A 24,790-nucleotide genomic window follows, 5' to 3' on the forward strand; every position below is an offset into this window, starting at 1 on the left:
TCAGCCCTGCCGGCGCTCCGGCCCGCCGTGCAGCCCGCGGCGGGCCATCGACGCGGTCAGCGCCGTCCAGGCCCGGACCGGCAGCACCCGGACCAACTTCATCAGCACGGCCATCGGCAGCGGGAAGACGATCTCGGCCCGGTCGCGGGCGATGCCGTCGGCGATGGTGCGCGCGGCGACCTCGGCGGGGACCTTGAACGGCATCGGGAAGCGGTTGCGGTCGGTCATCCGGGTGGTCACGAACCCGGGGTTGACCGTCTGGACGACGACCCCGCGCGGCGCCAGCGAGCCGCGCAGGCTCTCCAGCAGGTTGATCAGCGCTGCCTTGCCCGCGCTGTAGGCCTCCGAGCCGGGCATCCCGCGGTACCCGGCGACCGAGGCGACGCCGACGATGCGCCCGGCGCCGGCGCCGAGCATCTGCGGGACGACGGCCTCCATCGTGTGCACCGCGCCCATCACGTTGACCTGCAGGTGGTCGCTGAAGAGCTGGGAGTCCCACGGTTCCACGTGGAACGACGACCACGTGCCGGCGTTGAGGACGGCGACGTCCAGTCCGCCCAGCGCCTCGCGCACCGCCTGCCCGGCGGCGACGGTGGCGGCCCGGTCGGTGACGTCGACCGGGACGACGGCCATCCGGCCCGCCGCCACCTCGGTGAGCTGGTCGACGCTGCGGGCGCTGATCGCCACCCGGGCACCGCGATCGGCCAGCTCGCGGGCCAGGGCGGCGCCGATGCCGGTCGAGGCGCCGGTGACCCAGATGCGTGCTCCGTCGAGCTCCATGGCCCCAGCGTGGAGGATGGGGCCGTGGCAGCGCGCAAGGGGTCGGGGAAGAGGGCGGCACCGACCGGTCAGGTGGGCCGCGGCGAGTTCGTCGTCTACCCCGGCGGCCCGACGGCGATCTACGACCTGCTCGAGCGGCTGTCCGCGGCCGCCGGCGACGCCCCCGAGTACGGCACCCCCGGCATCAGCCTGGACCGGAAGCGGCTGACCGTGCGCTGGTTCGGCGAGCCGCCGGCCGCGGTGCGCCGCGTGCTCGACGGGGCGCAGGGCTTCGAGCTGACCCTCGCGCCGACCGAGTTCCGCCCCGCCGACCTGCGCGCCGAGGCCGAGCGGCTGCTGGCCGAGCACCCCGGGCTGGTCACCAGCGCCCGCGACCGCCCCGAGGGCGACGGCCTCGAGGTGCTGGTCGCGCCGCCCGCCGCCGAGGCCGCCGGCAGCGCAGACGCCGCGCTCGAGCAGGCCGGCGTCCGGGCGGTGTTCCCGCTGTTCGCCGAGCCCGGCGAGGCCCTCCCGGACTGACGCCTGCGGTCGTCCCCTCCCGGGGCCGAAGTCGCGACTTCGGCCCCGGGAGGGGACCGAGGGGTCAGGCAGCGGGGCCGTAGGTCAGGTGGGCGACGCCGTTGCTCAGGGCCTCGGCGCCGCGCAGCGACAGCGTCTGCGCCGTCCCCTCGGGGAAGAGCTTGATGCCGGTGCCCACCGCGACCGGGTAGACGTAGAGGTGCAGCTCGTCGACCAGGCCGTCGGCCAGCAGCGCCCGCACCAGGGTGGCGCTGCCGCTGACGTAGAGGTCGCCGTCGACCTCGTCCTTGAGCGCCCGGACCCGGTCGGCGGCGTAGCCGCCCAGCACGGTCGAGTTGCGCCACACCGACTCGGCGTCGGTGAGGGTGGAGCTGACCACGTACTTGGTGGTGTCGTTGAAGAAGGGCGCGCCCTCGTCGTCCTCGACGGTGCGGGTCGACCAGGCCGGCGCGAACATCTCGAAGGTGGTGCGGCCCAGCAGGATGCCGGCCGACGACCCGGTCAGCTCGCCGATCGAGGACGACAGGTCGTCGGGGAAGCCGTAGTCGACCGTCCACATCGGGACGTCGACCACGCCGTCGACGGTGGTGAACTCGTGGACCTTGATGGCACCCATGTGCGTGGCTCCTCAGCGTCAGGACCGGCCGGCGCCGGTCTCGTCACCCGTCCAGACGGCGGACGGCGCAGTTTCTCATCTGTCGCCGTGCGATCGGGCGGTCCGGCGGGCGCTCGGGGCCGCGGGCGACGTGCGTTAGGTTAGGCAACACTTACCCAACAGCGGCGTGCGCCGAACCCGACCCGCCGGAGATCCGCCGGGTGGCCCGCGCGCGCACCGAGGACAGGAGCACGGCAGCATGAGGACGCCCATCGGCCGGATCGGGCTCGTGGCCACCGCCGTGGTCTCGGTCTGCGCGCTGACCGCCTGTGGAGCCTCCGAGCCGGTGCTCGAGCCCAGCGCCGCCGAGGCCGGCGAGGGCGGCACCACCTACCCGCTGGTGATCGACAACTGCGGCCAGCAGCTGACCGTGGAGGCGCCACCGCAGCGCGTGGTCTCCCTCGACCAGGGCGTCACGGAGATCCTGCTGTCCCTGGACCTGGGCGACCGGGTCGTGGGCACCGCGTCCTGGACCGACCCGGTGCTGCCCGAGCTCGCCGACGCCAACGCGTCGGTGCCCCGGCTGGCGGACAACGCGCCCAGCTACGAGGTCGTCCTCGGCGCCGACCCGGACCTCGTGACCGCCTCCTTCGGACGGCACTACCTGACCGGCGGGGTCGCCGAGCGGGCCCGCTTCGCCGAGACCGGCATCGACTCCTACCTCTCGCCCACCGACTGCGAGGACGGGCAGAGCATCAACGGCGGTGGCACCCGGACCCGCCCGCTCACCGTGGACGCGCTGTACCAGGAGATCCGCGAGCTGGCCGCCGTCTTCGACGTCCCCGCCCGCGGCGAGGCGCTGGTCACCCGGCTGCAGGAGCGCGCGGCCGCCGCGACCGCGCGGATCGAGCAGTCCGACGTGTCGATGGCGTTCTGGTTCGCCGACACCAAGAGCCCCTACGTGGCCGGCGGCTTCGGTTCGGCCAACCTGCTGGCGACCACGGTGGGCGCGACCAATGCGTTCGCCGACCTGGACGAGGACTGGCCCGCCGTCGGCTGGGAGACCGTGGTGGAGCGCGACCCGCAGGTGCTCGTGCTCGGCGACCTGCTCCGCGACCGGTTCCCCGGCGACCGGCTGGCCGACAAGGAGGCGTTCCTGGCGGCCGACCCGCTGACCAGCACCCTGCAGGCGGTGCAGGACGAGCGCTACATCGCCCTGCACGGGGCGGAGATGAACCCCTCCATCCGCTTCGTGGACGGGCTGGAGAAGATCGCCAACGGGCTGAAGCAGCTCGGGACGACGTCCTGAGCGTCGGGCCGGCGCTGGTCGGCGCGGCCGGTGCCACCACGTCGGCGCCGGTCCGACGCCGGACGACCGGGCTGCTGCTCGTGGCCGCGGGCGTCGCCGCGGTGGTGCTCTCCGTGGCCGCCGCGATCACCCTCGGCCCCGCCGACGTCTCGCTGGTCAACGTGCGCGACGTGCTGCTCAACCACCTCGGTCTGGCTGAGGTCCCGGTGCGGGCCGCCAAGGACGCGATCGTCTGGGAGGAGCGGCTGCCCCGGGCCCTCACGGCGGCCGCGGTCGGCGCCGGGCTGGGCATCTGCGGGGCCGTCCTGCAGTCGCTGCTGCACAACCCGCTGGCCGACCCGTTCCTGCTCGGGATCTCCTCCGGCGCCTCCACGGGCGCCGTGCTGGTCGGGGTGCTCGGGCTCGGCGGCACCGCGATCGGCCTGTCCGGCGGAGCGTTCATCGGCGCCGTGCTGGCCTTCGGCCTCGTCGTCCTGCTCGCCCAGCTCTCCGGCGGCGGCACCGACCGGGTCATCCTCGCCGGCGTGGCGGGCACCCAGCTGTTCTCCGCCCTGACGTCGTTCGTGGTGTTCGCCTTCGCCGACTCCGACGAGACCCGCGGCGTCATGTTCTGGCTGCTGGGCTCGCTGGAGGGGGTCCGCTGGGACGACGTCGCCCTGTGCGGCGCCGCCGTCGTCCTCGGTCTCCTGCTGTGCCTGGGCTCGGCGCACACGCTGGACGCCTTCTCCTTCGGCGACGACGTCGCCGCCTCCCTCGGCGTCCACGTGACGCGGGCCCGGATGCTGCTGCTGGTGCTCACCGCCCTGCTCACCGCGGCGCTGGTGAGCGTCGCCGGCGCCGTCGGCTTCGTGGGGCTGGTCCTGCCGCACGCCGCCCGTTTCCTCGTCGGCCCCCGGCACGCGCGGCTGGTCCCGGCCACGGCGCTGATCGGCGCCGTCTTCATGGTGTGGGTCGACGCGGTGTCGCGGGTGGCGTTCCAGCCCACCCCATTGCCGGTCGGGGTCGGGACGGCGTTGGTCGGCGTGCCGGCGTTCGTGCTGATCCTGCTGCGGCGCAGGCGGGCCCGGTGACGCTGCAGGCGTGGGAGGTCCGCTGGCACCGCGGCGGGGCCCTGGTCGTCGACGGGGTGACCCTGACCCCGGCCCCGGGCAGCACGGTCGGGCTGTTGGGGCCCAACGGCTCCGGCAAGTCCTCGCTGCTGCGGCTGCTGACCGGCACCGCCCGGCCGGACTCCGGCGTGGTCACCCTGGACGGCGCCGCGCTCGGCTCGCTGCCCCGCCGGGACGTCGCCCGCGCGGTCGCGGTGGTGAGCCAGCACGCCGACACCGACACCGACATCCGTGTGCGGGACGTCGTCCGGCTCGGCCGGATCCCGCACCGCGGCTTCCTCGGTGCGGCCGGTGCCGGTGACGAGGGGGCGGTGGCGGCAGCGCTCGCGCACACCGGCCTCACCGACAAGGCCGACCGGCTGTGGCACACGCTGTCCGGGGGTGAGCGCCAGCGCGTGCAGATCGCCCGGGCGCTGGCCCAGGAGCCGCGGGAGCTGCTGCTGGACGAGCCGACCAACCACCTGGACATCCGCCACCAGCTCGAGCTGCTCACCCTGGTCGCGCGGCTGCCGGTCACCAGCGTCATCGCCCTGCACGACCTGAACCTCGCGGCGATGTTCTGCGACGAGGTGGTCGTGCTGGAGCGCGGGCGGGCGGTGGCCGGGGGGCCGCCGCGCGAGGTGCTGACCGCCGAGCTGATCGCCCGGGTCTACGGCGTGCGGGCGCAGGTGCACACCGACGGGCAGGGCCGGCTCAGCGTCCTCTTCGAGCCCGGAGAGCCGTGACCGGTCAGCCCAGGAAGGTGCTGACCAGCAGGTAGCCGTTGAGGCCGATGATCAGCGCGGCGACGACCGCGCCGGTGAGAGTGGTGATCCGACGGTTGACCCAGCCGCCCATCAGGTCCTTGCGCGAGGTGAGCCACAGCAGCGGCACCAGGGCGAAGGGGATGCCGAAGCAGAGCACGACCTGCGACCAGACCAGCGCCTTGGTCGGGTCGACGCCCAGGCCCAGCACCAGCAGCGCGGGGGCGAGGGTGATCAGCCGGCGGACCAGCACCGGGATGTGCTTGCGCAGGAAGCCGGCCATCACCACCTGCCCGGCGTGCGTGCCGACCGAGGAGCTGGCGAACCCGGCGGCCAGCAGCGCGACGGCGAAGGCCAGTGCCGCACCGTTGCCGAGCCGGTCGCCCAGGCCGGCGTGCACGCTCTCCAGCGACTCGATGCCGTCGCCGGCGGTGAACAGCTGTGCGGCGATCACCAGCATCGCGGCGTTGACCAGCCCGGCCAGGCCCATGGCCAGGACGACGTCGAGGCGCTGGGCCCGCAGCAGCCCGCGCCGTCCGGAGCGCGTCTTCCCGGCGGTGACCGTGTCGCCGTAGCGGCCGGGCGTCAGCGCGGAGTGCACGTAGATGACGTGCGGCATGACCGTCGCGCCCAGGATGCCGGTGGCCAGCAGCAGGCTGTCGGTGCCGGCGAAGCCGGGCACCAGGCCGGAGGCGGCGCCGCCCGCGTCGACCCCCGCGCCCAGCAGCGTGTAGCCGAGCCCACCGCCGACGACCAGCAGCAGCCCGGTGATGACCCGCTCGAAGGGCCGGAAGCCGCGGGACTGGGCGGCGAGCAGGACGAACGCGACGACGGCGGTGATGATCCCGCCGATCCACAGCGGCACCCCGAACAGCAGGTTCAGCGCGACCGCCCCGCCGACGATCTCGGCCAGGTCGGTGGCGATGGCGACCGCCTCGGCCTGTGCCCACAGCCCCCAGGTGACCGGCCGGGGGAAGCGCTCGCGGCAGCAGGTGGCCAGGTCCCGCCCGGTCGCCAGCCCCAGCTTGGCGGTGAGCGTCTGGATGAGCATCGCCATCAGGTTCGCCGCGACGATCACCCACAGCAGCGTGTAGCCGAACGAGGCGCCGCCGGAGAAGTTGGTGGCGAAGTTGCCGGGGTCGACGTAGGCGACGGCGGCGACGAACGCCGGGCCGAGCAGCGGCCACAGCCGCCGCTTCGCCTGCGGAGCGGGGCGGGGGGCGCGCGACAGCGTGCTGGGGAGGACGGCGGCCTCGGTCTTCGACAGGTACACGTGGCCCTCCCGGGGCTGGGGTGTCGGGGCTTGCCCTCCTGTCCTGCCCGGCACGGAGGGGCCATCGGGGCCGACCTGTGGCCCCCGGGGGTCAGGCCAGCCTCTCCTGCCCCGCCGGCCACCGGAATGGCCATTCCGGTGGCCGGCCGGCGGGGGCGCGGGGAGCGGGTGGCCGGGGCCCGGACGGGGCGGCGCCCGCCCGTGCCCCGTGGCGGTCAGGCCGGGACGACCAGACCGCTGGTCGCCGTCCGGGCGGTGGTGAGGCGCTGCTGGACGTCGCTCCAGTTCACGACGTTCCACCACGCCTTCACGTAGTCGGCCTTCACGTTCTGGTAGTCCAGGTAGAACGAGTGCTCCCACATGTCGAGCATCAGCAGCGGCACCAGGCCCACGGCGAGGTTGCCCTGGTGGTCGTACAGCTGGTTGATCAGCAGCTTCTGGCCCACGGAGTCCCAGGTCAGCGCAGCCCAGCCGGAGCCCTGCACGCCGAGCGCGGTGGCCGTGAAGTGGCCCTGGAAGCCCTCGAAGCCGCCGAACTGGTCGTCGATCGCCGCGGCGATCTCGCCGTCGGGCCGGCCGGCGCCGTCCGGGGTCATGTTCGGCCAGAAGACCGAGTGGTTGACGTGCCCGGCCAGGTTGAAGGCCAGGTTCTTCTCGTGCAGGTTGACCGTGCCGAAGTCGCCGGTCGAGCGGGCGTCGGCCAGCTTCTCGAGCGCGGTGTTGGCGCCGGCGACGTAGGTGGCGTGGTGCTTGTCGTGGTGCAGTTCCATGATCCGGCCGCTGATGTGCGGCTCGAGCGCGCTGTAGTCGTAGGGCAGGTCGGGCAGGGTGTACTCGGGCACGAGATCTCCTCGGGTCGGAACCGGACACCTCGGTCATCCCCTGTGGCGTCGTCCTCCCGGTGCCGTCCGGTGGCCCCCCGGGGTCACGATCCGTGCAGGAGGCCGCTGGGATCCTTGTCCCGCGGGTCCGGGTCGGGCACCATGGCGCCGCTCCGCCAGGGCCCGTTCACAGGAGCGTGTCGGCCGGGCCGAGGTGGAGGTCGCGGGACATGGCACGGATCGCACGAGCCGGCGTGCTGCTCGCTGCACTGCTCGTGCTCGCCCTCGGTGCCGGGCTGGCCGTCAGCCCGCCCGCGTTGGCCGCGGGGACGCTCCCGGGGTACCCGGCGGACGTGCAGGCCGTCCCGGGAACGGGTTCGATCACGATCACCTGGAGCGCCGCGCCGGACGGCGGATCCCCCATCACCGGTTACCTCGTCGCGTCCTCCAGCGGAGCCCTGGGGTCGACAGTGTTGCCTGCTGACGCGCGCTCGCACACGGTGCACGGACTCCATGGGGGCATCCCGTACCGGGCGTGCGTCTATGCGCTGAACGCCAACGGGGGGAGCGAGGGCTGCCAGCTCAGCCCGACGGTGACCCTGCCGGCTGAGGCCCCTGGGGTCCCGCAACAGTTGCAGCTCGCCTACCGGTGGGACGGCGCCGTCCGGGTGTCCTGGCAGTTCGCCGAGCCCTACGGGGCCCCGATCAGCGGCTTCACCCTGACCGAGAACCCGGACGGCGCGCGGGCGTTCGTGGACACCCGGGCGTGGGATGCGGCGCCACCGGACCCGGACGGCTCCCGTCACTACTTCGTCGATCTGCGAGGACTGCGCACCGGGGTGGAGCACAGCGTGTCGGTCACGGCGACCAACGCGATGGGCACCGGACCCGCCGCGTCGGAGACCTTCGAGCTCGAGAGCCTGGACGAGATGGTCGTCGGCGAGACGCTCTTCCCGGGCGAGGAACTGCGCTCGGCCAATGGGCGCTACTCGCTCGAGATGCAACAGGACGGCAACCTCGTCGTCTACGCCGACGACATCCGTCCGCTGTGGCACACGCACAAGTGGCGGCCCGGCACCGAGTTGGACCTGCAGTACGACGGGAACCTCGTCGCCTACGGAACGGACGGGTTCGACGTCTGGAATTCGGGGACCTTCGGCAACCGGTACTCACGCCTGGTCATTCAGGACGACGGCAACCTCGTGCTTTACGGCGCCGACGGTCGCCCGCTGTGGTTCACCGGCTGGGACCGCGGCACGGTCCAGGACACGCTGCTGGCGAAGCAGGACCTGACCGCGGGGCAGTCCCTCGTCTCGCGCAACGGCCAGTACCAGGCGTTGATGCAGGCGGACGGCAACCTGGTCGTCTACGGACCGGGCCGACGGGCGCTGTGGCACATCGGTGTCTGGAACAGGGGCGGCAACCGGCTGCGCATCCAGGCTGACGGCAATGCGGTCGTCTACCAGTTCAACTGGCTGATGAACTGGCATGCAGGCACGTGGGGCAACGCGAACGTCCGCCTGTTGATGCAGGACGACGGCAACCTGGTGCTCTACGCCGCCAACGGCCGCGCGCTGTGGTCGTCGATGTTCGGCCGCACCTACTGACCTGAGCGCGCCGGCTGGCGCACCAGGGTCCAGATCGGCAGCTCGTGGTCGACCGCCGTCCGGGTCGCATGGGTCACGGCGAAGCCCGACCGCTGCAGCCAGCGGACGACGGTCGAGGTGTAGACCGTGGCGGCGGCCGGCACGCCCTCGGCGTCGCAGCGGTCCAGCACCGGCCGGAGCACCGCCGCGCCCAGGCCCGCGTGCCGAGCCGCCGGCCGGGTGCCCACCGCGTGCAGCCACCAGTGCGGCTCCGGCGGCCGGCCCTGGGCGCCGAGCCGCTGGCTGGCGAACACCACCGGCTGCCGGGCCCCGAACACCCGCGGCAGGTCGCGGTCGATGACCGCCTGCAGGTCGGCGGCCGGCTGCTCGTCCCCGGGCGCGACCCAGGCGGCCACCGCGCTGACGTCGTCGGTCACCCACGCCGTCCCGGCGAGCACCGGCACCAGCCCGCCCCACAGCTCCGCCCAGCGCGAGAGCCGCTGGGTGCGACCGTCCTCCGGCAGCGCCCAGGAGGTCCACCGGTAGTCGGGGTAGGCCTGCGACAGCGTGGCGGCCATGCGGGGGACGTCGGCGCGCGTGGCGGGCCGGACGACGGGGGGAGTGCTCACCGCCCGATGAGACCACGCGCCCGCCCGTCGAGCCGGGCGGCGGAGGACCGGCGGTGTCAGCGGGCGCGGGTAGCGTGCGCTCCGGTTGGCCGACAGGGAGCGAGGAGCACGACCGTGGACGACGTGGTGGTGGGCTCGCTCCCCGCGGCGCTGCCGGCGACGGTCGGGGCGGCCTCCGACCCGGCGTTCGAGCGGTTCGCCCGGCTGGCCCGGCAGGTGCTGGGCGTGCCGGTGGCCCTGGTCTCCTTCGTCTCCGCCGACGAGCAGGTCTTCCCCGGCGCGCTGGGGCTGCCCGAACCGTGGCAGGCCAGCCGCCGGACGCCGCTGTCGCACAGCTTCTGCCAGCACGTGGTGCGCAGCCGTTCCCCGCTGGTCATCGCCGACGCCCGGATCGACCCGCTGGTCTGGGAGAACCTGGCCATCCGCGACCTGGGCGTCATCGCCTACGTGGGCGTCCCGCTGGTCGGCGCCGAGGGCGAGGTCGTCGGGTCGCTCTGCGCCATCGACGACCATCCGCGCGACTGGACCGCCACCGAGGTGGCCGTCCTGCAGGACCTCGCCGACGCCTGCAGCTCGGAGCTGCAGCTGCGCACCCTGCGGGCCCGGGCCACCGAGGCCGCGCTGCAGGCGGCCCGGGCCCAGGCGCGCGCCGAGGTGTCGCTGGCCGACCGGCGCACGGTCGCCGAGACGCTGCAGCAGGCGATGCTCACCCACCTGCCCGAGCCCGACCACCTGGAGCTCCGCGCCCGCTACCTGCCCTCGCACGCCGGCGACCAGGTGGGCGGCGACTGGTACGACGGCTTCCTCACCGCCCAGGGCGCCACGGTGCTCGCCATCGGCGACGTGGTCGGCCACGACATGCGGGCCGCGGCCACGATGGGCCAGTTGCGCACCCTGCTGCGCGCCTTCGCCTACGACCGCGGCGAGGAGCCCTCCCAGACGCTGCGCCGGCTGGACCGGGCGATGACCGGCCTGGACGTCGCCGGGCTGGCCACCGTCGTCCTGGCCCGCATCGAGCAGGACGCCGACGCCCGCGCCGCGGGCACCCGGCTGCTGCGCTGGTCCAACGCCGGCCACCCGCCGCCGATCCTGCTGCACGCCGACGGCCGCACGACGCTGCTCGACCGGCGTCCCGACGTGCTGGTGGGGGTGGACGCCGGCCGGCGCCGGCACGACTGGACCGTCGAGCTGGCGCCCGGCGACACGGTCGTGCTCTACACCGACGGCCTGATCGAGCACCGCGACTGGGGCGCCGACATCGACCGCGGCACCGCCCGGCTCCGCCGCACCCTCACCGAGCACGCCCACCTGCCCCTCGAGCAGCTGCTGGACACCGTCGTCAGCCGCAACGGCGACGGCCGCGAGGACGACATCGCCCTGCTGGCGGTGCGCTGCCACCCCGAGGACCGCTCCCGCCCGGCCGAGGCGGGGCCCGGCAGCCTGCGGGCGATCGGCTGACGCCCGCCGTCGGCGTGTGCTCTGCTGTGCGGGACATGACGCCGACCGTGAGCTCCCGCCAGCGCTGGGACGTCGTCGTCGCCGGGGCCGGGCCGGCCGGGCTCGCCGTCGCCGCCGCGTGCGCTACCCGCGGGCTGCGGGTGGCGCTGGTCGCCCCGCACCTGCGGCCCTGGCACCAGACGTACAGCCTGTGGGCCGACGAGCTGGACGCGGTCACCACCGCGCTCGCGCCCGGCACCGTCCTCGGCGCCCGCTACCCGGCCACCGTCGTGCGCACCAGCGCCGGGCAGCGCGACCTGGGCCGCGGTTACGCCCGCCTGCACAACGACGTCGTCCACGGCCTGCTGCTCGACCAGCTGGCCACCGGCGGCGGCGTGACCGTGCCGGGCACGGTCGCCGGCACCCGGGACGACGGCCGGCAGGTGACGCTCGCCGACGGGACGACGCTGACCGCCCGGCTGGTCGTCGACGCCCGGGGCGGTGGACCGGGCAGCGCCCAGCAGCGCGCCTGGGGCGAGCGGGTCGCCGGCGACGTCGGCGACCTGGTCCCGCCCGGCAGCGCCCTGTTCATGGACTGGGTCACGCTGCGCGACCCGGCGGCGCAGCCGCCGGTCTTCCTCTACGGGATGGCCCTCGACGACGGCACCACGCTGCTGGAGGCCACGTCGCTGGCGGCCCGCCCGCCGGTCCCGCTGCCGCACCTGCGCGAGCGGCTGCACCGGCTGATGGCCGAGACGGGCCTGCGCACCGCCGAGGAGCCGGAGAAGGTGGCCATCCCCCTCGACGCCGCGGTCCGGCGCGGGGCCGGCGTCCCGGTCGGGGCCGCGGCCGGCCTCGTGCACCCGGCGACCGGCTACAGCGTGGCGACCTCGCTGCAGACCGGCGGCACCGTCGCCGACGCCGTCCTGGCCGGGGCCGACGCCGCCGCCGTGCGGTCGCTGGTGCGCGGTGCCCGGCGGCGGGCGACCCTCGGCCTGTTCGCGCTCGGCCGGGAGGTGCTGCTCGGTCTGGACGAGGAGCAGACCGACACGTTCTTCTCGACCTTCTTCACCCTGCCGCCGTCGGCCTGGAACGCCTACCTCGACACCGGTTCCCCGCCGTCGGCCGTCGCGGCCACGATGCTGCGGGTCGCCCGGGCGCTCCCGCCGTCCGGCCGGCGGTTCCTCGCCGGCGGGGTGGCCCGCGCCGTCCGCCCCCGGCGCGTCAGTCCCTGACCACCCGCAGCGTCGCCAGCGACGGGTCGGCGGCGTCGGGGACGAGCATCCCGGCGGCCACCCCGCTGGTCAGGTAGCCGACCACCTCCTGGCTGATCCGCTCGCCGGGGCACAGCACCGGGACGCCGGGCGGGTAGGGGCTGATCATCTCGGCGGCCACCCGGCCCACGGCCGCCTCGACCGGCACCTGCTCGACCGGGGCGAAGAACGCGTCGCGCGGCCGCATGACGCTCTCCAGCTCCAGCGAACGCGCGGGCGGCAGCGCGACCGGTGCCTGCTGCTCCAGCGAGGGCGCGGCCGCGACCAGCTGCCGCAGCGACTCGACCAGCCGGTCGACCATGGCGTCGTCGTCGGCGTGGGTGAGCCGGGCGCTGATCCGGCAGGCGTCGGCGGACCCGACGTCGACCTGGCACTGCGCCCGCAGCCAGTCACCGGCCTGGTAGCCGGAGATGCCCAGCGGCCGGACGTCAATGGTGAACACGAGCGGGTCCAGGTCGAACGCGCCGCCGGGGCGCACCACCTCGCGGCCCATCAACGACAGCCCGTCGATCGCATCGACCGCCGTCCGGAGCCGGGCCGCGCGCTGCAGGGCGGCGCCGAGCAGCTCCTCGCCCTGCTCGACCATCTGCCGCCGCCAGCCGTCCAGCGTCAGGTAGACCAGCGAGGACGAGCTGGTGGTGCCCAGCAGGTCCTCCCGCTGCTTGAGCACCGAGGGGTCGACCCGGTCACCCTTGAGGTGGAAGACCGAGCTCTGCTCGACCGCCGCGCCCATCTTGTGCACGCTGGTGACCACCAGGTCGGCCCCGGCGTCCATGCCCCAGGCGGGCAGGTCGGGGTGGAAGGGCAGGTGGGCGCCCCACGCCTCGTCGACGATCAGCGGGACGCCGAACTCGTGGCAGACCGCAGCGACGCCCTCGATGTCGGCGCAGGTGCCCCAGTCGGTCGGGGTGATCAGCAGCATCCCCTTGGCGTCGGGGTGGGCCTCCAGCGCGGCCCGGACGTCGTCCGGCTCCGGCGGGTGCGCGATCGCCAGGTCGGTGTCGAAGTGCGGGTGCACCCACACCGGCACGATGCCGCTGACGATCACCCCGGCCATCACCGACTTGTGCGCGTTGCGGCTGATCAGCAGCTCCTCGCCCGGCCCGGCCACCGACATGATCGCGGTCTTGACCGACAGCGAACTGCCGCAGGTGGAGAAGAAGGTGGTGTCGGCGTCCACGGCGTCGGCCATCAGGTCCTCGGCCTGGCTCACCACCCCCTGGGACTCGCGCCGGTCGTCGAGCCCGTTGAGGGTGAGGACGTCGGAGGCGAACACCCCCTGGCCGACCACCTCGAGCACCCGCGGGTCGGCGCCGCGGCCCTGCTTGTGGCCGGGCGGGCCGAACACGAGGTCGCCCCGCTCGCGGAAGGCCTGCAGCGCCTCGATCACCGGTACGCGTGAGTGGTCCATGCGGGCGCGCTACCCACGTCGGGCCGCTGACACCCCGCCGACATGTACTTGAAGTCTCAAGCAAGAGGGCGGAGACTGGGCCCTCCACCGACCAGCAGGAGCCCGCGATGCCCGTCCAGCGCCTCAACCACGCCGTCCTCTTCGTCCGCGACGTCGACCGCAGCGCCGCCTTCTACCGCGACGTCCTCGGCTTCCGGGTGAAGGTCGAGATGCCCGGCCGCGCGGTGTTCCTGCAGGCCGAGGGGTCGACCAACGACCACGACCTGGGCCTGTTCGCGGTCGGCGCGCAGGCCGGGCCGTCCGGCGCGGGGCGCAGCACCGTCGGGCTCTACCACCTGGCCTGGGAGGTCGACACCCTCGGCGAGCTCGCCCGGATCCGCGGTGCGCTGGCCGAGGCCGGCGCCCTGACCGGTGCCTCCGACCACGCCACCACCAAGGCGCTCTACGCCCAGGACCCCGACGGCATCGAGTTCGAGGTGTCCTGGCTGCTGCCGGCCGACCTCATCACCCCCGAGATCGAGGCGCTGGGCGCCACCACCCGCGCACTGGACCTGGCCGGTGAGATCGCCCGCTACGGCGCCGACACCCGCGGCGGCGTCGGGGTCAGCGTCCCCGCCTGAGGGTCCCGACGAGGTCCGCGTGCTCGCGGCGTCCCGACCCGGGACGCCACGAGCACGCAGACCTCACGGACGCAGGAGCAGGATGCTGCTGACCGCCGTGGCGAGCAGCCGGTCGGACCCGTCGTGCAGGACGGCCTCGGCCAGCGCCGTCCGGCTGCCCAGATGGGTGACCGTGCCGGTGCAGCGCACCCGGCCGGTGTCGACGGTGATCGGACGGAGGAACTTCACCGTCAGGTCCAGGCTGGTGTAGCCGACCCCGGCCGGCAGCTTCGAGTGCACCGCGCAGCCGGTCGCGGAGTCCAGCAGCGTGGCGTAGACGCCGCCGTGCACCGAGCCGATCGGGTTGTAGTGGAACTCGGCGGGCTCGAGCGCGAAGACGATCCGGCCCTCCTCCACCGACTCGAGCTCGAAGCCGAGGGTGGCGATCACCGGCGGGGCGGGCAGCTCACCGGCCGCCATCGCCCGCAGCACCTCGATGCCCGACGAGGTGCGGGCAGCCTCGACGGAGGCCATCGGGTCGCCCCAGGAGTAGGTCCGTTCGCGCTCTGACGTCACCGGCGGACGGTAGCGCTCAGGCGCCGGCGGGCCAGCGGAAGAGCTCGTCGCCGGCGGCCACCGACGCGCCCGCGGTCACCGGGGGCATCGTGTCGGCGGCGGCGTCCATCACCACGACCGGGCTTACCGGCGACATGCCGGCGGCGCGCACCGCGGCCACGTCGACGGTGACCACGCGGTCGCCGGCGGAGACGTCCTCGCCCTCGGTGACGTGCAGCGTGAACGGGGCGCCGGCCAGCCGCACCGTGTCGATGCCGACGTGCACCAGCACGCCGCGGCCCTCGGGGGTGAGCACGATGAACGCGTGCGGGTGCACCTTGAGCAGCCGCCCGCCCACCGGGGCCAGGACGTCGACCAGCCCGGCGTCCTCGGCCGGCGCGATGCCCACGCCGGCGCCCACCATCGAGGCGGCGAACACCGGGTCGGGCACCTCGGAGATCGGCAGGACCGTGCCGGGCAGCGGGGCGGTGACGAGCAGGGTCACAGCAGGTCGTTGACGTCGTCGGCCAGCGAGTCCGCCTCGGGCCCCACGACGACCTGCACGATCCGGCCGGCCACGAGCACGCCGTGGGCGCCGGCCCGCCGCAGGGCGGCCTCGTCGACCAGCGAGGGGTCCTTGACCTCGGTCCGCAGCCGGGTGATGCAGCCCTCGACGTCGTCGATGTTGGCGGCGCCGCCCAGCCCGGCGACGATCTGCTCGGCCTTGTCCATGGGGCTCTCCTCCCGGCGGCCCGGCGGCCGCGATCACTGCTGCGAGTCGTACAGGTAACGGCATCCGACCGGCGACGTCCAGGGTGTTGACAGGCGGTGGGCGCGCCCACCATCCTCCCGGATCAACTGGTCATGACCGGACGGTACCGGTTGGTCGACGTCCGAGGGAATGGCCGGCGAACAGCTCCGCAGTTCCTGCCGTCCCGTCCCCTGCGTCCCCCGAGGAGAGCCCCTCATGGCCACCCAGACCGCCGCACCGACGAAGGAACGCCGAGGCCTCGCCGGCCTCCAGCGCCTGGGCCGCAGCCTCATGCTGCCCATCGCCGCCCTGCCCGCCGCCGGCCTGCTCCTGCGACTCGGGCAGGACGACATGATCGGCCGCTGGGAGTCGATGGAGACCGTCGCCGCGGTGATGGCCGCCGCCGGCAACGCCCTGTTCGGCAACCTGCCGCTGATCTTCGCCGTGGGCATCGCCATCGGCTGGGCGAAGAAGGCCGACGGTTCGACCGCGCTGGCCGCGGTCGTGGGCTACCTGGTGCTGTCCAACGTCTTCGAGGCGATGAGCCCGGTGGTCCTGGGCGCGGCGGCCGAGGGCGAGGAGCAGCAGCTGATCGACTTCGGGGTGCTCGGCGGCATCCTGGTCGGCATCATCACCGCCACGCTGTGGCAGCGCTACTACCGGATCAAGCTGCCCACCTACCTGGGCTTCTTCGGTGGCCGGCGGTTCGTCCCGATCATCACCGCGATCGTGATCATGCTGCTCGCGGTGCTCATGTCGTTCCTCTACAAGCCCTTCGACAGCGCGCTGACCAGCCTCGGCGAGGCCGTGGACGGCAACACCGTCGTCGGCGGCGGCATCTTCGGCACGGTCAACCGGCTGCTCATCCCGCTGGGGCTGCACCACATCATCAACACCGTCGTGTGGTTCTCCCTCGGTGACTTCACCACCGCCGGCGGCGAGGTCTTCTCCGGCGACATCCCCCGGTTCCTCAACGGCGACCCCGACGCCGGCACGTTCACCACGGGCTTCTTCCCGATCATGATGTTCGCGCTGCCCGCGGCCGCCATCGCCATCTGGCACGAGGCCCGACCGGAGCAGAAGAAGATCGTCGGCGGCATCATGCTGTCGACCGCGCTCACCGCGTTCCTCACCGGCATCACCGAGCCGCTCGAGTTCTCCTTCCTCTTCGTGGCCTGGCCGCTGTACCTGGTGCACGCGCTGCTCACCGGCACCTCGCTGGCGCTGACCAACGCCCTCGGCATCCATGACGGGTTCAGCTTCTCCGCCGGGGCCATCGACTACCTGCTCAACTTCGGCATCGCCACCAAGCCGCTGCTGCTCATCCCGATCGGCCTGGGTTATGCAGCGGTCTACTACGTGGTGTTCCGGTTCGTGATCCGCAAGTGGAACCTCAAGACCCCGGGTCGCGAGGAGGACGCCGAGGCCGTCGTGAGCAGCACCGACGACGGAGCCGCCCCGGCCGCCACCCCGGGGACGGTCGCGTCCAGCAGCACCCCCGACACCAGGACGCAGTCCTGACCGACCGGCCCGGCCCCGTCCTGCGGGGCCGGCTGGTCACCGGCGGCTCGGTCATCGACGACGGCATCGTCGCCGTCGCCGGTGACCGGGTCTCCTACGCCGGGCCGGCGGCGGGCTGGGACGGCGAACGGCCCCCGCCCGCCCCGGACCGGCTGCTGCTGCCCGGCCTGGTCGACCTGCACTGCCACGGCGCGGCCGGCGCCGGGTTCCCCGACGACGACGTCGCGGGGGTCCGCGCCGCCATCGCCCACCACCGCGCGCACGGGACGACGACGCTGGTCGCCAGCCTGGTCTCCGCCTCGGCCGCGGTGTTGCACGAGCGGCTGGCGCTGCTGGCCCCGCTGGTGCACGCCGGGGAGCTGGCCGGCGTGCACCTGGAGGGGCCGTTCCTCTCCCTCGCCCGTTGCGGCGCGCAGGACCCGGCCGCGCTCGTGCCGGGCGACCCGGACCTGCTGCGCGCGCTGCTGGCCTCCGGGGTGGTGGTCTCGACGACCCTGGCGCCGGAGACCGCGCGGGCCGACGAGCTGGTCGCCGTCCTGCGCGAGCACGGGGTGCTGCCCAGCGTCGGGCACACCGACGCCTCGGCCGGGGTCACCACCGCCGCCGTCCGGGCGGCGGCCGCGACCGGCCGGGTGTCGGCCACGCACCTGTTCAACGGGATGCCGCCGATGCTGTCCCGCGCCCCCGGCCCGGTCGCGGCGTGCCTGGCGGCCGCGGCCCGCGGCGAGCTCGTCGTCGAGCTGGTCGCCGACGGGGTGCACCTGGCCCCGGAGACGGTGGCCGCCGTGTTCGACCTGGTCGGTCCCGCGCAGGTCGCGCTGGTCAGCGACGCCATGGCGGCCGCCGGCATGCCGGACGGGGACTACCGGCTGGGCGCGCTGTCGGTCGAGGTCACCGGCGGCGTGGCCCGGCTGGCCGGCGGGGACGGCCCCGGCGCCATCGCCGGCGGCACGGCGCGGCTGGTCGACGTCGTCCGCTGCGCCGTCGCCGCAGGCGTGCCGCTGGCCGACGCCGTCCTGGCCGCGACCGGCACGCCCGCCGGGCTGCTGGGCCGGGACGACGTCGGCCGGCTCGACCCCGGTGCCCGTGCCGACGTGCTGGTCACCGACCCGGACCTCAACCCCACCGCCGTCCTCCGGGCCGGTGCGTGGGTGCCCCGAGAGGAGAGCTGACCGTGGAGGTCGTCCTGCTGCCCACGCCCGAGGACTGCGGACGGGTGGTCGCCGACGCCGTCGTGGGGTCGGTGCTGCCCGCGCTGGCCCGGGGTGGCCCGGTGGTGCTGGGCCTCGCGACCGGGTCCTCGCCGCTGCTGGCCTACCGCGAGCTGCTGCGCCGGCACCGCGACGAGGGGCTCGACCTCTCCGGCGTCCAGGCGTTCCTGCTCGACGAGTACGTCGGGCTGCCCGCCGGGCACCCGGAGTCCTACCGCGAGGTCATCCGCCGCGAGCTCACCGACGCCCTGGAGCTCGACCCGGCGGTCGTGCACGGCCCGGACGGCGCCGCGGCCGATCCGCTGCAGGCCGCCCGCGACTACGAGCAGCAGCTGCTGGCCGCCGGCCCGGTCGTCGTCCAGGTGCTCGGCATCGGCACCAACGGGCACGTCGGGTTCAACGAGCCCGGCTCCTCGCTGGCCAGCCGGACCCGGGTCAAGACGCTGACCGAGCAGACCCGCGCCGACAACGCACGGTTCTTCGGCGGCGACGTCGACGCCGTCCCCCGGCACGTGATCACCCAGGGCCTGGGCACGATCCTCGGCGCGCAGCACCTGGTGCTGGTGGCGACGGGGGAGGGGAAGGCCGACGCGGTCGCCGCTGCCGTCGAGGGACCGCTGACGGCGTCCTGCCCGGGGTCGGTGCTGCAGCTGCACCCGCACGTGACGGTGGTGGTCGACGAGGCGGCCGGCAGCCGGCTGGTGCGTGCCGACCACCACCGCTACGCGCTCGCCCACAAGCTGGCCTCCCAGGGGTGGTGAGCGCAGCGGCGGCGAGGACCGGTCGCCCTGGCACCATGACGGCCGTGTCCGAACCCCCCATCGTCGACGGGGTCGTGCCCAAGCACGAGCAGCTGCGGGGCCGGCTGACCGAGCTGGCCGCCCGGCTGCCCGCCGGGTCGCCGCTGCCGGGGGAGCGCCAGCTGTGCGTGGAGCACGGGGTCAGCCGGATCACCGTCCGCGAGGCGATCGGCCAGCTGGTCAGCGAGGGCGTGCTGGTGCGGGTGCGCGGCAAGGGCACCTTCGTCGCCGAGCGGGCCGCCCGGTCACGGCTGCACCTGGCGTCGTTCACCCAGGACATGCGCCGGCTGGGGCTGCGCCCGAGCACGGTCGTGCTCGACGTCGCCCGGCTCACCCCGCCGCCGGCGACCCGGCGTGCGCTGCAGCTGCCGGCCGGCGCCCAGGCCTGGCACGTGCGCCGGCTGCGGCTGGCCGACGAGCAGCCGATGTCGATCGACGACGGCTGGTACGACGCGGGCCTGCTGCCCGACCTCGACCGGCAGGACCTCACCGGCTCGCTGTACACGCTGCTGGCCGAGACCTACGGCTGCCCCATCGACCGGGCCGAGCAGACGGTGCGGGCCACCGACGCCGACCGGGAGCGCGCGGTGCTGCTGGGGATGACCACCGGCCGGCCGGTGCTGGTGTTCGACCGGGTCTCCTACAACGGCAGCCGTCCGGTGGAGCACGCCGAGACGACCTACCGCGGCGACCGGTACGAGGTGCAGATGACCGTGGGGCTCGGCGACGGCTGACCCCGCTCCTGGAGTCCCAGCGCGTCAGGAAGCGAGCGCTGGGACTCCAGGAGCGGCCTTCATCAGGCGGTGGCGCGGGTGGCGCTGAGCAGGCGGCCGTGCTCGGCGGCCTCGCGCTCGGCGGTCTCCTTGAGCTCGGCGGCCATGTCGGTGAAGGAGTCCAGCGCCGGGTTGACCCCGACCAGGGTGAAGTCGCGCTCGACGACGCGCAGGTCCATGCCCCAGACGTCCTCGAGGATGCGGCGCATCCAGCTGGTGGCGTGGTCCCAGCCCTCGCGCGGGGTGCCGGCGCTGTAGTTGCCGCCGCGGACGGTGACCAGGACCGCGGGCTTGCCGACCGTCGGGGCCGCGGCACCGGGGCCGAAGCGCGGGTCGGTGATGACCATGTCGACGTAGCTCTTGAGGTGCTGCGAGACACCGAAGTTGTACAGCGGGACGGCGAACAGCAGCGCCTCGGCGTCGGCGAGCTCGTCGGCCAGGGTCGCGGCGAGGGCAGCGGCCTCGGCCTGGGCCGGGGTGCGCTGGTCGGCGGGCAGGTACGACCCGCTCACGGCGTCGGCCCAGGCGGTCGCCGGGACCGGCTCGGTGCCGACGTGCCGGCGGGTGACCGGGGCGTCGGGGTTCCCGGCCCGCCACTCGCGCTCGACGATGTCCGCGATCGCGCGGCTGGCCGACCCCTCGACCCGGATGCTGGCGTCCAGACGGAACAGAGACATGACAGATGCTCCCCGATTGCTAGTCGCTAGCCCTTTGCTAGCACTTCGGGAAAGCTAGCACTACGAGAAGCGAAGTGCACGGGGTCGCCACGCCGTACGATGGCGGCGTGACCGAGGAGCTGCTGCACACGCCGGCGGCGTGCGACGGCGCCCTCGTGCGGGCCTTCGGCTTCCTGGGCAAGCGCTGGAACGGGCTGATCATCGGCGTGCTCGCCGGGGGGCCGGCGACCTTCTCCGGGCTCCGGCGGGCCGTGGGCGGCATCAGCGACTCGGTGCTGTCCGACCGGCTGACCGAGCTCGCCCGGGCCGGGCTCGTGCAGCGCACCGTCGACGACGGCCCGCCGGTGTCGGTCGGCTACCAGCTCACCGAGGCCGGGCAGTCGCTGTCGCCGGTCCTCGAGCAGCTCGCCACCTGGGCCCGCACCAGCCTCCCCGAGCGGGAGTGCACCGGCGGCTGCTGAGTCCTCAGCAGCCGCAGCGCACCGCGGCGGGCGCGGTCAGCGGGTCGACGGGAGAGCGCACCACGCCGTCGCCGGTCGCCACCGGCAGCCCCTCGCGCGCCCAGTACTCGAAGCCGCCGATCATCTCCCGCACGCGGTACCCGAGGTGCGCGAGCGCCAGCGCCGCCCGGGTCGCGCCGTTGCAGCCCGGCCCCCAACAGTAGGTGACCACCGGGACGGCGGGGTCGAGCTCGCCCGCCGCCCGCGCCGCGATCTCCCGGCCGGGCAGGTGCACCGCGCCCGGGACGTGCCCCTGGGCCCAGGACTCCGCGCTGCGGCTGTCCAGCAGCACGAAGCCCGGCGCGCCGGACTCCAGCGCCGCGTGGACGTCGGACACGTCGGTCTCCACCGCCAGCCGGCGGGCGAAGTGGGCAGCGGCGGCGGCGGGCGAGGCCGTCCAGTCCAGGCTCATGGCCCCCATCCTGCGAGCCGCGCGAGTGCCGTACGAGGGGTCGTACTGCCTCCCACCGCAAGGATCCGGACGTGTCGGGGGGTTGACGCGGTGGGCCACTGACATGTCAGATGTCAGTCGTGCCGATCGAACCCGTCTCCCGCGTACTGCTGCGCGACCAGGCGGTGACCCTGATCCGGTCGGCGATCCTCAGCGGTGAGCTGCCGCCCGGCTCGGTGGTGAAGGACAGCGCGCTGGCCGGCCGGCTGGGCCTGTCGGTCGCCCCGGTGCGCACGGCGCTGGCCCGGCTGGCCGACGAGGGGCTGGTCGAGAGCAAGCCGCAGAGCCACACCCGGGTCACCCCGCTGGTCCTGCGGCAGGTGCGTGACGCCGCGGTGGTCGTGCGGGCGATGCACGAGCTCGCCGTCGCGGAGGCCGCCCCCGCGGTGACGGCCGCGGACGTCGCGGCCATGCGGGCGGCCAACCGGCGGTTCGCCGTCGCGGTGGCCACCGGTGACCTCGACACCGCGCTGGCCGCCGACGACGAGCTGCACGACGTCCTGCTGGCCCGCTGCGGCAACGGCGCCGTGCGGGCCACGATCGACCGTTTCACCCCGGCCGTCCGGCGGCTGGAGCGGCAGCGCTTCGCCGCGGCGCACGGCCGCGGGTCCGTCGTCCTGCACGACCGGCTGATCACCGCCTGCGCGGACGGCGACGTCGCCGCTGCCGTGTCCACCACGACCGAGATCTGGACCGCCCTGCTGTCCGAGCTGGAGGAGACTCCCGATGAGCGTTCCTGACCCCGCCCGACCCTCCCTGGCCGACTTCCCCCGCCACCCGCTGCTGTTCGGCCCCTCGCCGGTGCACCGCCTCGACCGGCTGACCGCGCACCTGGGCGGCGCGGCGGTGTGGGCCAAGCGCGAGGACGTGAACTCCGGGATCGCGTACGGCGGCAACAAGACCCGCAAGCTCGAGTACCTGGTCGCCGACGCGCTGGCCCAGGGCTGCGACACCCTGGTCTCGATCGGCGGCGTGCAGAGCAACCACACCCGCCAGGTCGCCGCCGTCGCCGCGCACGTGGGCCTGGAGTGCGTGCTGGTCCAGGAGAGCTGGGTCGACTGGCCCGACGCCGTCTACGACAAGGTCGGCAACATCCTCATCTCCCGGCTGGCCGGGGCCGACGTCCGCCTGGTCAAGGCCGGGTTCGGCATCGGGTTCAAGGAGAGCTGGGAGACCGCGCTCCGCGAGATCACCGAGCGCGGTGGGAGGCCCTACCCGATCCCGGCCGGCGCCTCGGACCACCCGCTGGGCGGGCACGGCTTCGCCAACTGGGCGCACGAGGTGGCCGCGCAGGAGGCCGAGCTCGGCGTCTTCTTCGACACCGTCGTCGTCTGCTCGGTGACCGGCTCGACCCAGGCCGGCATGGTCGCCGGCTTCGCCCAGCTCGAGGAGGCCGGCGCCCGCCCGCGTCGGGTGCTCGGTGTCGACGCGAGCGCCAAGCCCGGCGAGACCCGCGACCAGGTGCTCCGGATCGCGCAGCGCACGGCGGCCGCGATCGGGGTGCGGCGCGAGCTCACCCTCGACGACATCGAGCTCGACGAGCGGTACCACGCCGGGGTCTACGGCATCCCCGACGAGACGACGATCGCGGCGATGGAGCTCGCGGCCCGCACCGAGGGCATGGTCACCGACCCGGTCTACGAGGGGAAGTCGATGGCCGCGACCATCGACCTGGTCCGCCGCGGCGAGATCGACCCGTCGTCGACCGTGCTGTACGCCCACCTCGGTGGGCAGCCGGCCCTCAACGGCTACAGCGCGCTGTTCTCCTGAGGACGCTGCCCGGCCGGGCAGCGTCCTCGTCAGAGGGGGACGGCGAGGCCCTCCGGGCTCGGCTGCTGCAGCGCCTCGGCGATCGCCGGCCGCATCGGCTCGAGCCCGGTACCGGCCAGGACGACGTCCCGGACGAAGGCGTGCCAGGCGCCGGACCGGCGGATCATGCCGTGTCCGCCGACGATGGTGAACCGGGCGACGCGGGCGCCGGCGCGGCGGGCCCGCACCCCGAACTCGGCCGACAGCCGGGCGGGCACCCAGCGGTCGCCGCGCCCGTGCAGGACCACCACGGTCTGCCCGCGCAGGTGCATCACCGGCTCGCCCGGCGGCGTCCAGGGGGCCAGCGCGCAGACCGCGGTGACCGAGGGCTCACCGCCGGCACGCAGCGCGGCCCGGCCGCCCATCGAGTGCCCGACCAGCACGATCGGGACGTCGGTGCCGTGCTGCTCGCGCAGCTGCCCGACCGCCCACCGGACGTCGGCGTGGGCGTCGGCGGCCTCGCCGTTCCACCCGGCCACGCGGTAGCGGACCAGCGCGGTGGCGATGCCGCGGTCGGCGGTGGCGGCGTGCACGTCGTGCTCGATCGCCCGCATGCGCACCAGCGAGAGGGCGCGCTCCTTGGGCGGTTCGATGCTCGCGACGGTGCCGCCGTGGCAGAACAGCGCGATGCCCCGGGTCTCGCCGGTGGCGGGGCGCTGTTCGAGGGCGGGTTGCCGGGGCTGCGGGCGGTCGGCGTCCGGGGTGGTCGAGGGGTCCATGACCTCAGCGGCGCCGGCGGCCGCCGCGCAGCCGGTCGCGGGCCCGGTCGCCCAGCACGCCGGCCTTGAGCAGCCCGTTGCTCACCGAGCTCGGGCCGTTGCGCCGCTCGAGGGTCTGGCCGAGCTTGCGGAGCAGGCCGCTGGCGAGCGGGACGACGAAGGTGAGCAGGACCCAGGTGCGGAACCGGCGGGTGAGGAAGAGCCACATGATCAGCAGTCTGCCCGGATCGGGCCGCGCGCAACCGGCGGTGGGTCAGCGACGGGGTGCAGGAGCTGCCCGGTGGTCGTCCACCCGCCCGTCGCGCAGAGCCAGCAGGTGGTCGGCCCCGGCGATGGCCGGCTCGTCGTGGGTGGCGTGCACGACCACCGCGCCGCGCGCGGCCTCGGCGGCCAGCGCGTCCAGCAGGGCGCGGTGGGTGGCGTCGTCGACGCCCGCGGTGGGCTCGTCCACGAGCAGGACGTCGGCGCGGGCAGCGAGCCCCTGGGCGACCAGCGCCCGCTGACGCTGCCCCCCGGACAGCCGGCTCAGCGGGGCCGTCCGCAGGTCCTGCAGGCTCATCAGCTCCACGCACCGGTCGACGACGGCCCGGTCGCCGGCCCGCAGCCGCCCCAGCAGCCCGCGCTCGCGCCACCGGCCCATGGCGACGGTCTCCGTGACGGTGATCGGCAGGTCCGGGGTGACGGCGCTGTGCTGCGGCACGTAGGCGACCGCCAGCTGCTGCAGGCCCGTGACCCGGCCGGACGTCGCGGGCAGGGCGCCGGCCAGGACGTCGAGCAGCGTCGACTTCCCCGACCCGTTGGGGCCCACCAGCACGGTCACCGCCGCGGCCGGGAACACCGCCTGCACCCCGTCGAGGGCCAGGACCGCGCCACGTCGGACGGTCAGCTGCTCGAGCCGCACGGTCGGGGAGTCCACCTCCTCACTGTATCGAGAGTGA

General features: G+C 74.7%; 29 protein-coding genes. 15 read left to right on the top strand and 14 right to left on the bottom strand.

Annotated features, from left to right (window positions below; all coding sequences use genetic code 11):
- Nucleotides 1-780, bottom strand: coding sequence for an SDR family NAD(P)-dependent oxidoreductase (locus ACGBYP_RS20375; RefSeq protein ID WP_411587102.1), 780 nt, complete (start codon nucleotides 778-780; stop codon nucleotides 1-3).
- Nucleotides 781-804: 24 nt separating this feature from the next.
- Between ACGBYP_RS20375 and ACGBYP_RS20380 the strand changes: the two genes are divergently transcribed.
- The gene (locus tag ACGBYP_RS20380) at nucleotides 805-1,299 is read left to right on the top strand and encodes a hypothetical protein (RefSeq protein ID WP_411587103.1); all 495 of its coding nucleotides are present in this window, start codon (nucleotides 805-807) and stop codon (nucleotides 1,297-1,299) included.
- Nucleotides 1,300-1,363: 64 nt separating this feature from the next.
- On the opposite strand, the gene ACGBYP_RS20385 is transcribed toward ACGBYP_RS20380, so the two are convergent.
- The gene (locus ACGBYP_RS20385; RefSeq protein WP_411587104.1) at nucleotides 1,364-1,915 is read right to left on the bottom strand and encodes a dihydrofolate reductase family protein; all 552 of its coding nucleotides are present in this window, start codon (nucleotides 1,913-1,915) and stop codon (nucleotides 1,364-1,366) included.
- A 238-nt stretch (nucleotides 1,916-2,153) separates the two neighbouring features.
- Here ACGBYP_RS20385 and ACGBYP_RS20390 point away from each other — a divergent pair, with 238 nt between their 5' ends.
- The 3 genes from ACGBYP_RS20390 (at nucleotide 2,154) to ACGBYP_RS20400 (ending at nucleotide 5,037) form a co-directional block, all read left to right on the top strand.
- Nucleotides 2,154-3,203 (top strand): ABC transporter substrate-binding protein, encoded by a 1,050-nt coding sequence (locus ACGBYP_RS20390; RefSeq protein ID WP_411587106.1) that lies wholly within the window; start codon nucleotides 2,154-2,156, stop codon nucleotides 3,201-3,203.
- 80 nt (nucleotides 3,204-3,283) lie between these two features.
- Entirely contained in the window at nucleotides 3,284-4,273 is a 990-nt protein-coding gene (locus ACGBYP_RS20395) for a FecCD family ABC transporter permease (protein ID WP_411587108.1), read from the top strand.
- A complete protein-coding gene (locus ACGBYP_RS20400; RefSeq protein WP_411587109.1) occupies nucleotides 4,270-5,037 on the top strand; it encodes an ABC transporter ATP-binding protein in 768 nt (255 codons plus the stop codon). The genes ACGBYP_RS20395 and ACGBYP_RS20400 overlap by 4 nt, the downstream gene beginning before the upstream one ends.
- A gap of 4 nt (nucleotides 5,038-5,041) precedes the next feature.
- Here the strand turns inward: ACGBYP_RS20400 and ACGBYP_RS20405 are convergent, their stop codons facing one another.
- Together ACGBYP_RS20405 and ACGBYP_RS20410 are read right to left on the bottom strand one after the other, a co-directional pair.
- The gene (locus ACGBYP_RS20405; protein ID WP_411587111.1) at nucleotides 5,042-6,328 is read right to left on the bottom strand and encodes an Nramp family divalent metal transporter; all 1,287 of its coding nucleotides are present in this window, start codon (nucleotides 6,326-6,328) and stop codon (nucleotides 5,042-5,044) included.
- Nucleotides 6,329-6,543: 215 nt separating this feature from the next.
- Nucleotides 6,544-7,170, bottom strand: a complete 627-nt coding sequence (locus tag ACGBYP_RS20410; protein WP_411587113.1) for a superoxide dismutase — start codon at nucleotides 7,168-7,170, stop codon at nucleotides 6,544-6,546.
- Between the two features lie 209 nt (nucleotides 7,171-7,379).
- On the opposite strand from ACGBYP_RS20410, the gene ACGBYP_RS20415 reads away from it, so the two are divergent.
- Entirely contained in the window at nucleotides 7,380-8,756 is a 1,377-nt protein-coding gene (locus ACGBYP_RS20415) for a fibronectin type III domain-containing protein (RefSeq protein ID WP_411587115.1), read from the top strand.
- On the opposite strand, the gene ACGBYP_RS20420 is transcribed toward ACGBYP_RS20415, so the two are convergent.
- Nucleotides 8,750-9,364 (bottom strand): GNAT family N-acetyltransferase, encoded by a 615-nt coding sequence (locus ACGBYP_RS20420; RefSeq protein ID WP_411587117.1) that lies wholly within the window; start codon nucleotides 9,362-9,364, stop codon nucleotides 8,750-8,752. The genes ACGBYP_RS20415 and ACGBYP_RS20420 overlap by 7 nt on opposite strands.
- A gap of 114 nt (nucleotides 9,365-9,478) precedes the next feature.
- On the opposite strand from ACGBYP_RS20420, the gene ACGBYP_RS20425 reads away from it, so the two are divergent.
- Both ACGBYP_RS20425 and ACGBYP_RS20430 read left to right on the top strand, forming a co-directional pair.
- Nucleotides 9,479-10,822: a PP2C family protein-serine/threonine phosphatase gene (locus ACGBYP_RS20425; protein WP_411587119.1), complete on the top strand. Its 1,344-nt coding sequence runs from the start codon at nucleotides 9,479-9,481 to the stop codon at nucleotides 10,820-10,822.
- A gap of 35 nt (nucleotides 10,823-10,857) precedes the next feature.
- Nucleotides 10,858-12,036, top strand: coding sequence for a lycopene cyclase family protein (locus tag ACGBYP_RS20430; RefSeq protein ID WP_411587120.1), 1,179 nt, complete (start codon nucleotides 10,858-10,860; stop codon nucleotides 12,034-12,036).
- On the opposite strand, the gene ACGBYP_RS20435 is transcribed toward ACGBYP_RS20430, so the two are convergent.
- Nucleotides 12,026-13,486 carry an aminotransferase class I/II-fold pyridoxal phosphate-dependent enzyme gene (locus tag ACGBYP_RS20435; protein ID WP_411587121.1) on the bottom strand — a complete coding sequence of 487 codons (1,461 nt, stop codon included), beginning with the start codon at nucleotides 13,484-13,486 and terminating at the stop codon, nucleotides 12,026-12,028. The two genes, ACGBYP_RS20430 and ACGBYP_RS20435, sit on opposite strands and share 11 nt — an antisense overlap.
- Before the next feature lie 107 nt (nucleotides 13,487-13,593).
- Between ACGBYP_RS20435 and ACGBYP_RS20440 the strand changes: the two genes are divergently transcribed.
- Nucleotides 13,594-14,106 carry a VOC family protein gene (locus ACGBYP_RS20440; RefSeq protein WP_411587123.1) on the top strand — a complete coding sequence of 171 codons (513 nt, stop codon included), beginning with the start codon at nucleotides 13,594-13,596 and terminating at the stop codon, nucleotides 14,104-14,106.
- A 63-nt stretch (nucleotides 14,107-14,169) separates the two neighbouring features.
- Here the strand turns inward: ACGBYP_RS20440 and ACGBYP_RS20445 are convergent, their stop codons facing one another.
- Genes ACGBYP_RS20445 through ACGBYP_RS20455 form a run of 3 tightly spaced genes read right to left on the bottom strand, consistent with a single transcriptional unit; the run spans nucleotide 14,170 to nucleotide 15,372 of the window.
- On the bottom strand, nucleotides 14,170-14,661 hold the full coding sequence (locus tag ACGBYP_RS20445; RefSeq protein WP_411587126.1) for a PaaI family thioesterase: 492 nt from the start codon (nucleotides 14,659-14,661) through the stop codon (nucleotides 14,170-14,172).
- 16 nt (nucleotides 14,662-14,677) lie between these two features.
- Entirely contained in the window at nucleotides 14,678-15,145 is a 468-nt protein-coding gene (locus tag ACGBYP_RS20450; RefSeq protein WP_411587129.1) for a PTS glucose transporter subunit IIA, read from the bottom strand.
- Nucleotides 15,142-15,372 (bottom strand): glucose PTS transporter subunit EIIB, encoded by a 231-nt coding sequence (locus ACGBYP_RS20455; protein ID WP_411587131.1) that lies wholly within the window; start codon nucleotides 15,370-15,372, stop codon nucleotides 15,142-15,144. Before ACGBYP_RS20455 ends, ACGBYP_RS20450 begins: the two co-directional genes overlap by 4 nt.
- A gap of 235 nt (nucleotides 15,373-15,607) precedes the next feature.
- On the opposite strand from ACGBYP_RS20455, the gene ACGBYP_RS20460 reads away from it, so the two are divergent.
- The 4 genes from ACGBYP_RS20460 to ACGBYP_RS20475 all read left to right on the top strand — a co-directional run bounded on the left by ACGBYP_RS20460 (nucleotide 15,608) and on the right by ACGBYP_RS20475 (nucleotide 19,657).
- Nucleotides 15,608-16,912: a PTS transporter subunit EIIC gene (locus ACGBYP_RS20460; protein WP_411587133.1), complete on the top strand. Its 1,305-nt coding sequence runs from the start codon at nucleotides 15,608-15,610 to the stop codon at nucleotides 16,910-16,912.
- A 167-nt stretch (nucleotides 16,913-17,079) separates the two neighbouring features.
- Nucleotides 17,080-18,084, top strand: a complete 1,005-nt coding sequence (locus ACGBYP_RS20465) for an N-acetylglucosamine-6-phosphate deacetylase (protein WP_411587262.1) — start codon at nucleotides 17,080-17,082, stop codon at nucleotides 18,082-18,084.
- 2 nt (nucleotides 18,085-18,086) lie between these two features.
- A complete protein-coding gene (gene nagB / locus ACGBYP_RS20470; RefSeq protein ID WP_411587134.1) occupies nucleotides 18,087-18,884 on the top strand; it encodes a glucosamine-6-phosphate deaminase in 798 nt (265 codons plus the stop codon).
- Nucleotides 18,885-18,928: 44 nt separating this feature from the next.
- A complete protein-coding gene (locus ACGBYP_RS20475; protein WP_411587137.1) occupies nucleotides 18,929-19,657 on the top strand; it encodes a GntR family transcriptional regulator in 729 nt (242 codons plus the stop codon).
- Between the two features lie 62 nt (nucleotides 19,658-19,719).
- On the opposite strand, the gene ACGBYP_RS20480 is transcribed toward ACGBYP_RS20475, so the two are convergent.
- Nucleotides 19,720-20,373, bottom strand: coding sequence for an FMN-dependent NADH-azoreductase (locus ACGBYP_RS20480; RefSeq protein WP_411587139.1), 654 nt, complete (start codon nucleotides 20,371-20,373; stop codon nucleotides 19,720-19,722).
- A gap of 107 nt (nucleotides 20,374-20,480) precedes the next feature.
- Between ACGBYP_RS20480 and ACGBYP_RS20485 the strand changes: the two genes are divergently transcribed.
- Nucleotides 20,481-20,834 carry a winged helix-turn-helix transcriptional regulator gene (locus ACGBYP_RS20485; RefSeq protein WP_411587141.1) on the top strand — a complete coding sequence of 118 codons (354 nt, stop codon included), beginning with the start codon at nucleotides 20,481-20,483 and terminating at the stop codon, nucleotides 20,832-20,834.
- A gap of 4 nt (nucleotides 20,835-20,838) precedes the next feature.
- Here the strand turns inward: ACGBYP_RS20485 and ACGBYP_RS20490 are convergent, their stop codons facing one another.
- Entirely contained in the window at nucleotides 20,839-21,285 is a 447-nt protein-coding gene (locus tag ACGBYP_RS20490) for a rhodanese-like domain-containing protein (protein WP_411587143.1), read from the bottom strand.
- Between the two features lie 119 nt (nucleotides 21,286-21,404).
- On the opposite strand from ACGBYP_RS20490, the gene ACGBYP_RS20495 reads away from it, so the two are divergent.
- Together ACGBYP_RS20495 and ACGBYP_RS20500 are read left to right on the top strand one after the other, a co-directional pair.
- Nucleotides 21,405-22,064, top strand: a complete 660-nt coding sequence (locus ACGBYP_RS20495; RefSeq protein WP_411587144.1) for a GntR family transcriptional regulator — start codon at nucleotides 21,405-21,407, stop codon at nucleotides 22,062-22,064.
- The gene (locus ACGBYP_RS20500) at nucleotides 22,051-23,094 is read left to right on the top strand and encodes a 1-aminocyclopropane-1-carboxylate deaminase (protein WP_411587146.1); all 1,044 of its coding nucleotides are present in this window, start codon (nucleotides 22,051-22,053) and stop codon (nucleotides 23,092-23,094) included. Before ACGBYP_RS20495 ends, ACGBYP_RS20500 begins: the two co-directional genes overlap by 14 nt.
- 29 nt (nucleotides 23,095-23,123) lie before the next feature.
- Here ACGBYP_RS20500 and ACGBYP_RS20505 read toward each other — a convergent pair whose 3' ends face one another.
- Genes ACGBYP_RS20505 through aztA form a run of 3 tightly spaced genes read right to left on the bottom strand, consistent with a single transcriptional unit; the run spans nucleotide 23,124 to nucleotide 24,768 of the window.
- Nucleotides 23,124-23,852, bottom strand: a complete 729-nt coding sequence (locus ACGBYP_RS20505) for an alpha/beta hydrolase (RefSeq protein WP_411587148.1) — start codon at nucleotides 23,850-23,852, stop codon at nucleotides 23,124-23,126.
- 4 nt (nucleotides 23,853-23,856) lie between these two features.
- Complete coding sequence (locus ACGBYP_RS20510) at nucleotides 23,857-24,060, bottom strand: hypothetical protein (RefSeq protein WP_411587150.1); 204 nt, start codon at nucleotides 24,058-24,060, stop codon at nucleotides 23,857-23,859.
- A 45-nt stretch (nucleotides 24,061-24,105) separates the two neighbouring features.
- Nucleotides 24,106-24,768: a zinc ABC transporter ATP-binding protein AztA gene (gene aztA / locus ACGBYP_RS20515; protein WP_411587152.1), complete on the bottom strand. Its 663-nt coding sequence runs from the start codon at nucleotides 24,766-24,768 to the stop codon at nucleotides 24,106-24,108.
- Nucleotides 24,769-24,790 lie beyond the last annotated feature (22 nt).

The organism is Modestobacter sp. SSW1-42 (genome assembly GCF_046635825.1).
Classification (GTDB): Bacteria; Actinomycetota; Actinomycetes; order Mycobacteriales; family Geodermatophilaceae; genus Modestobacter.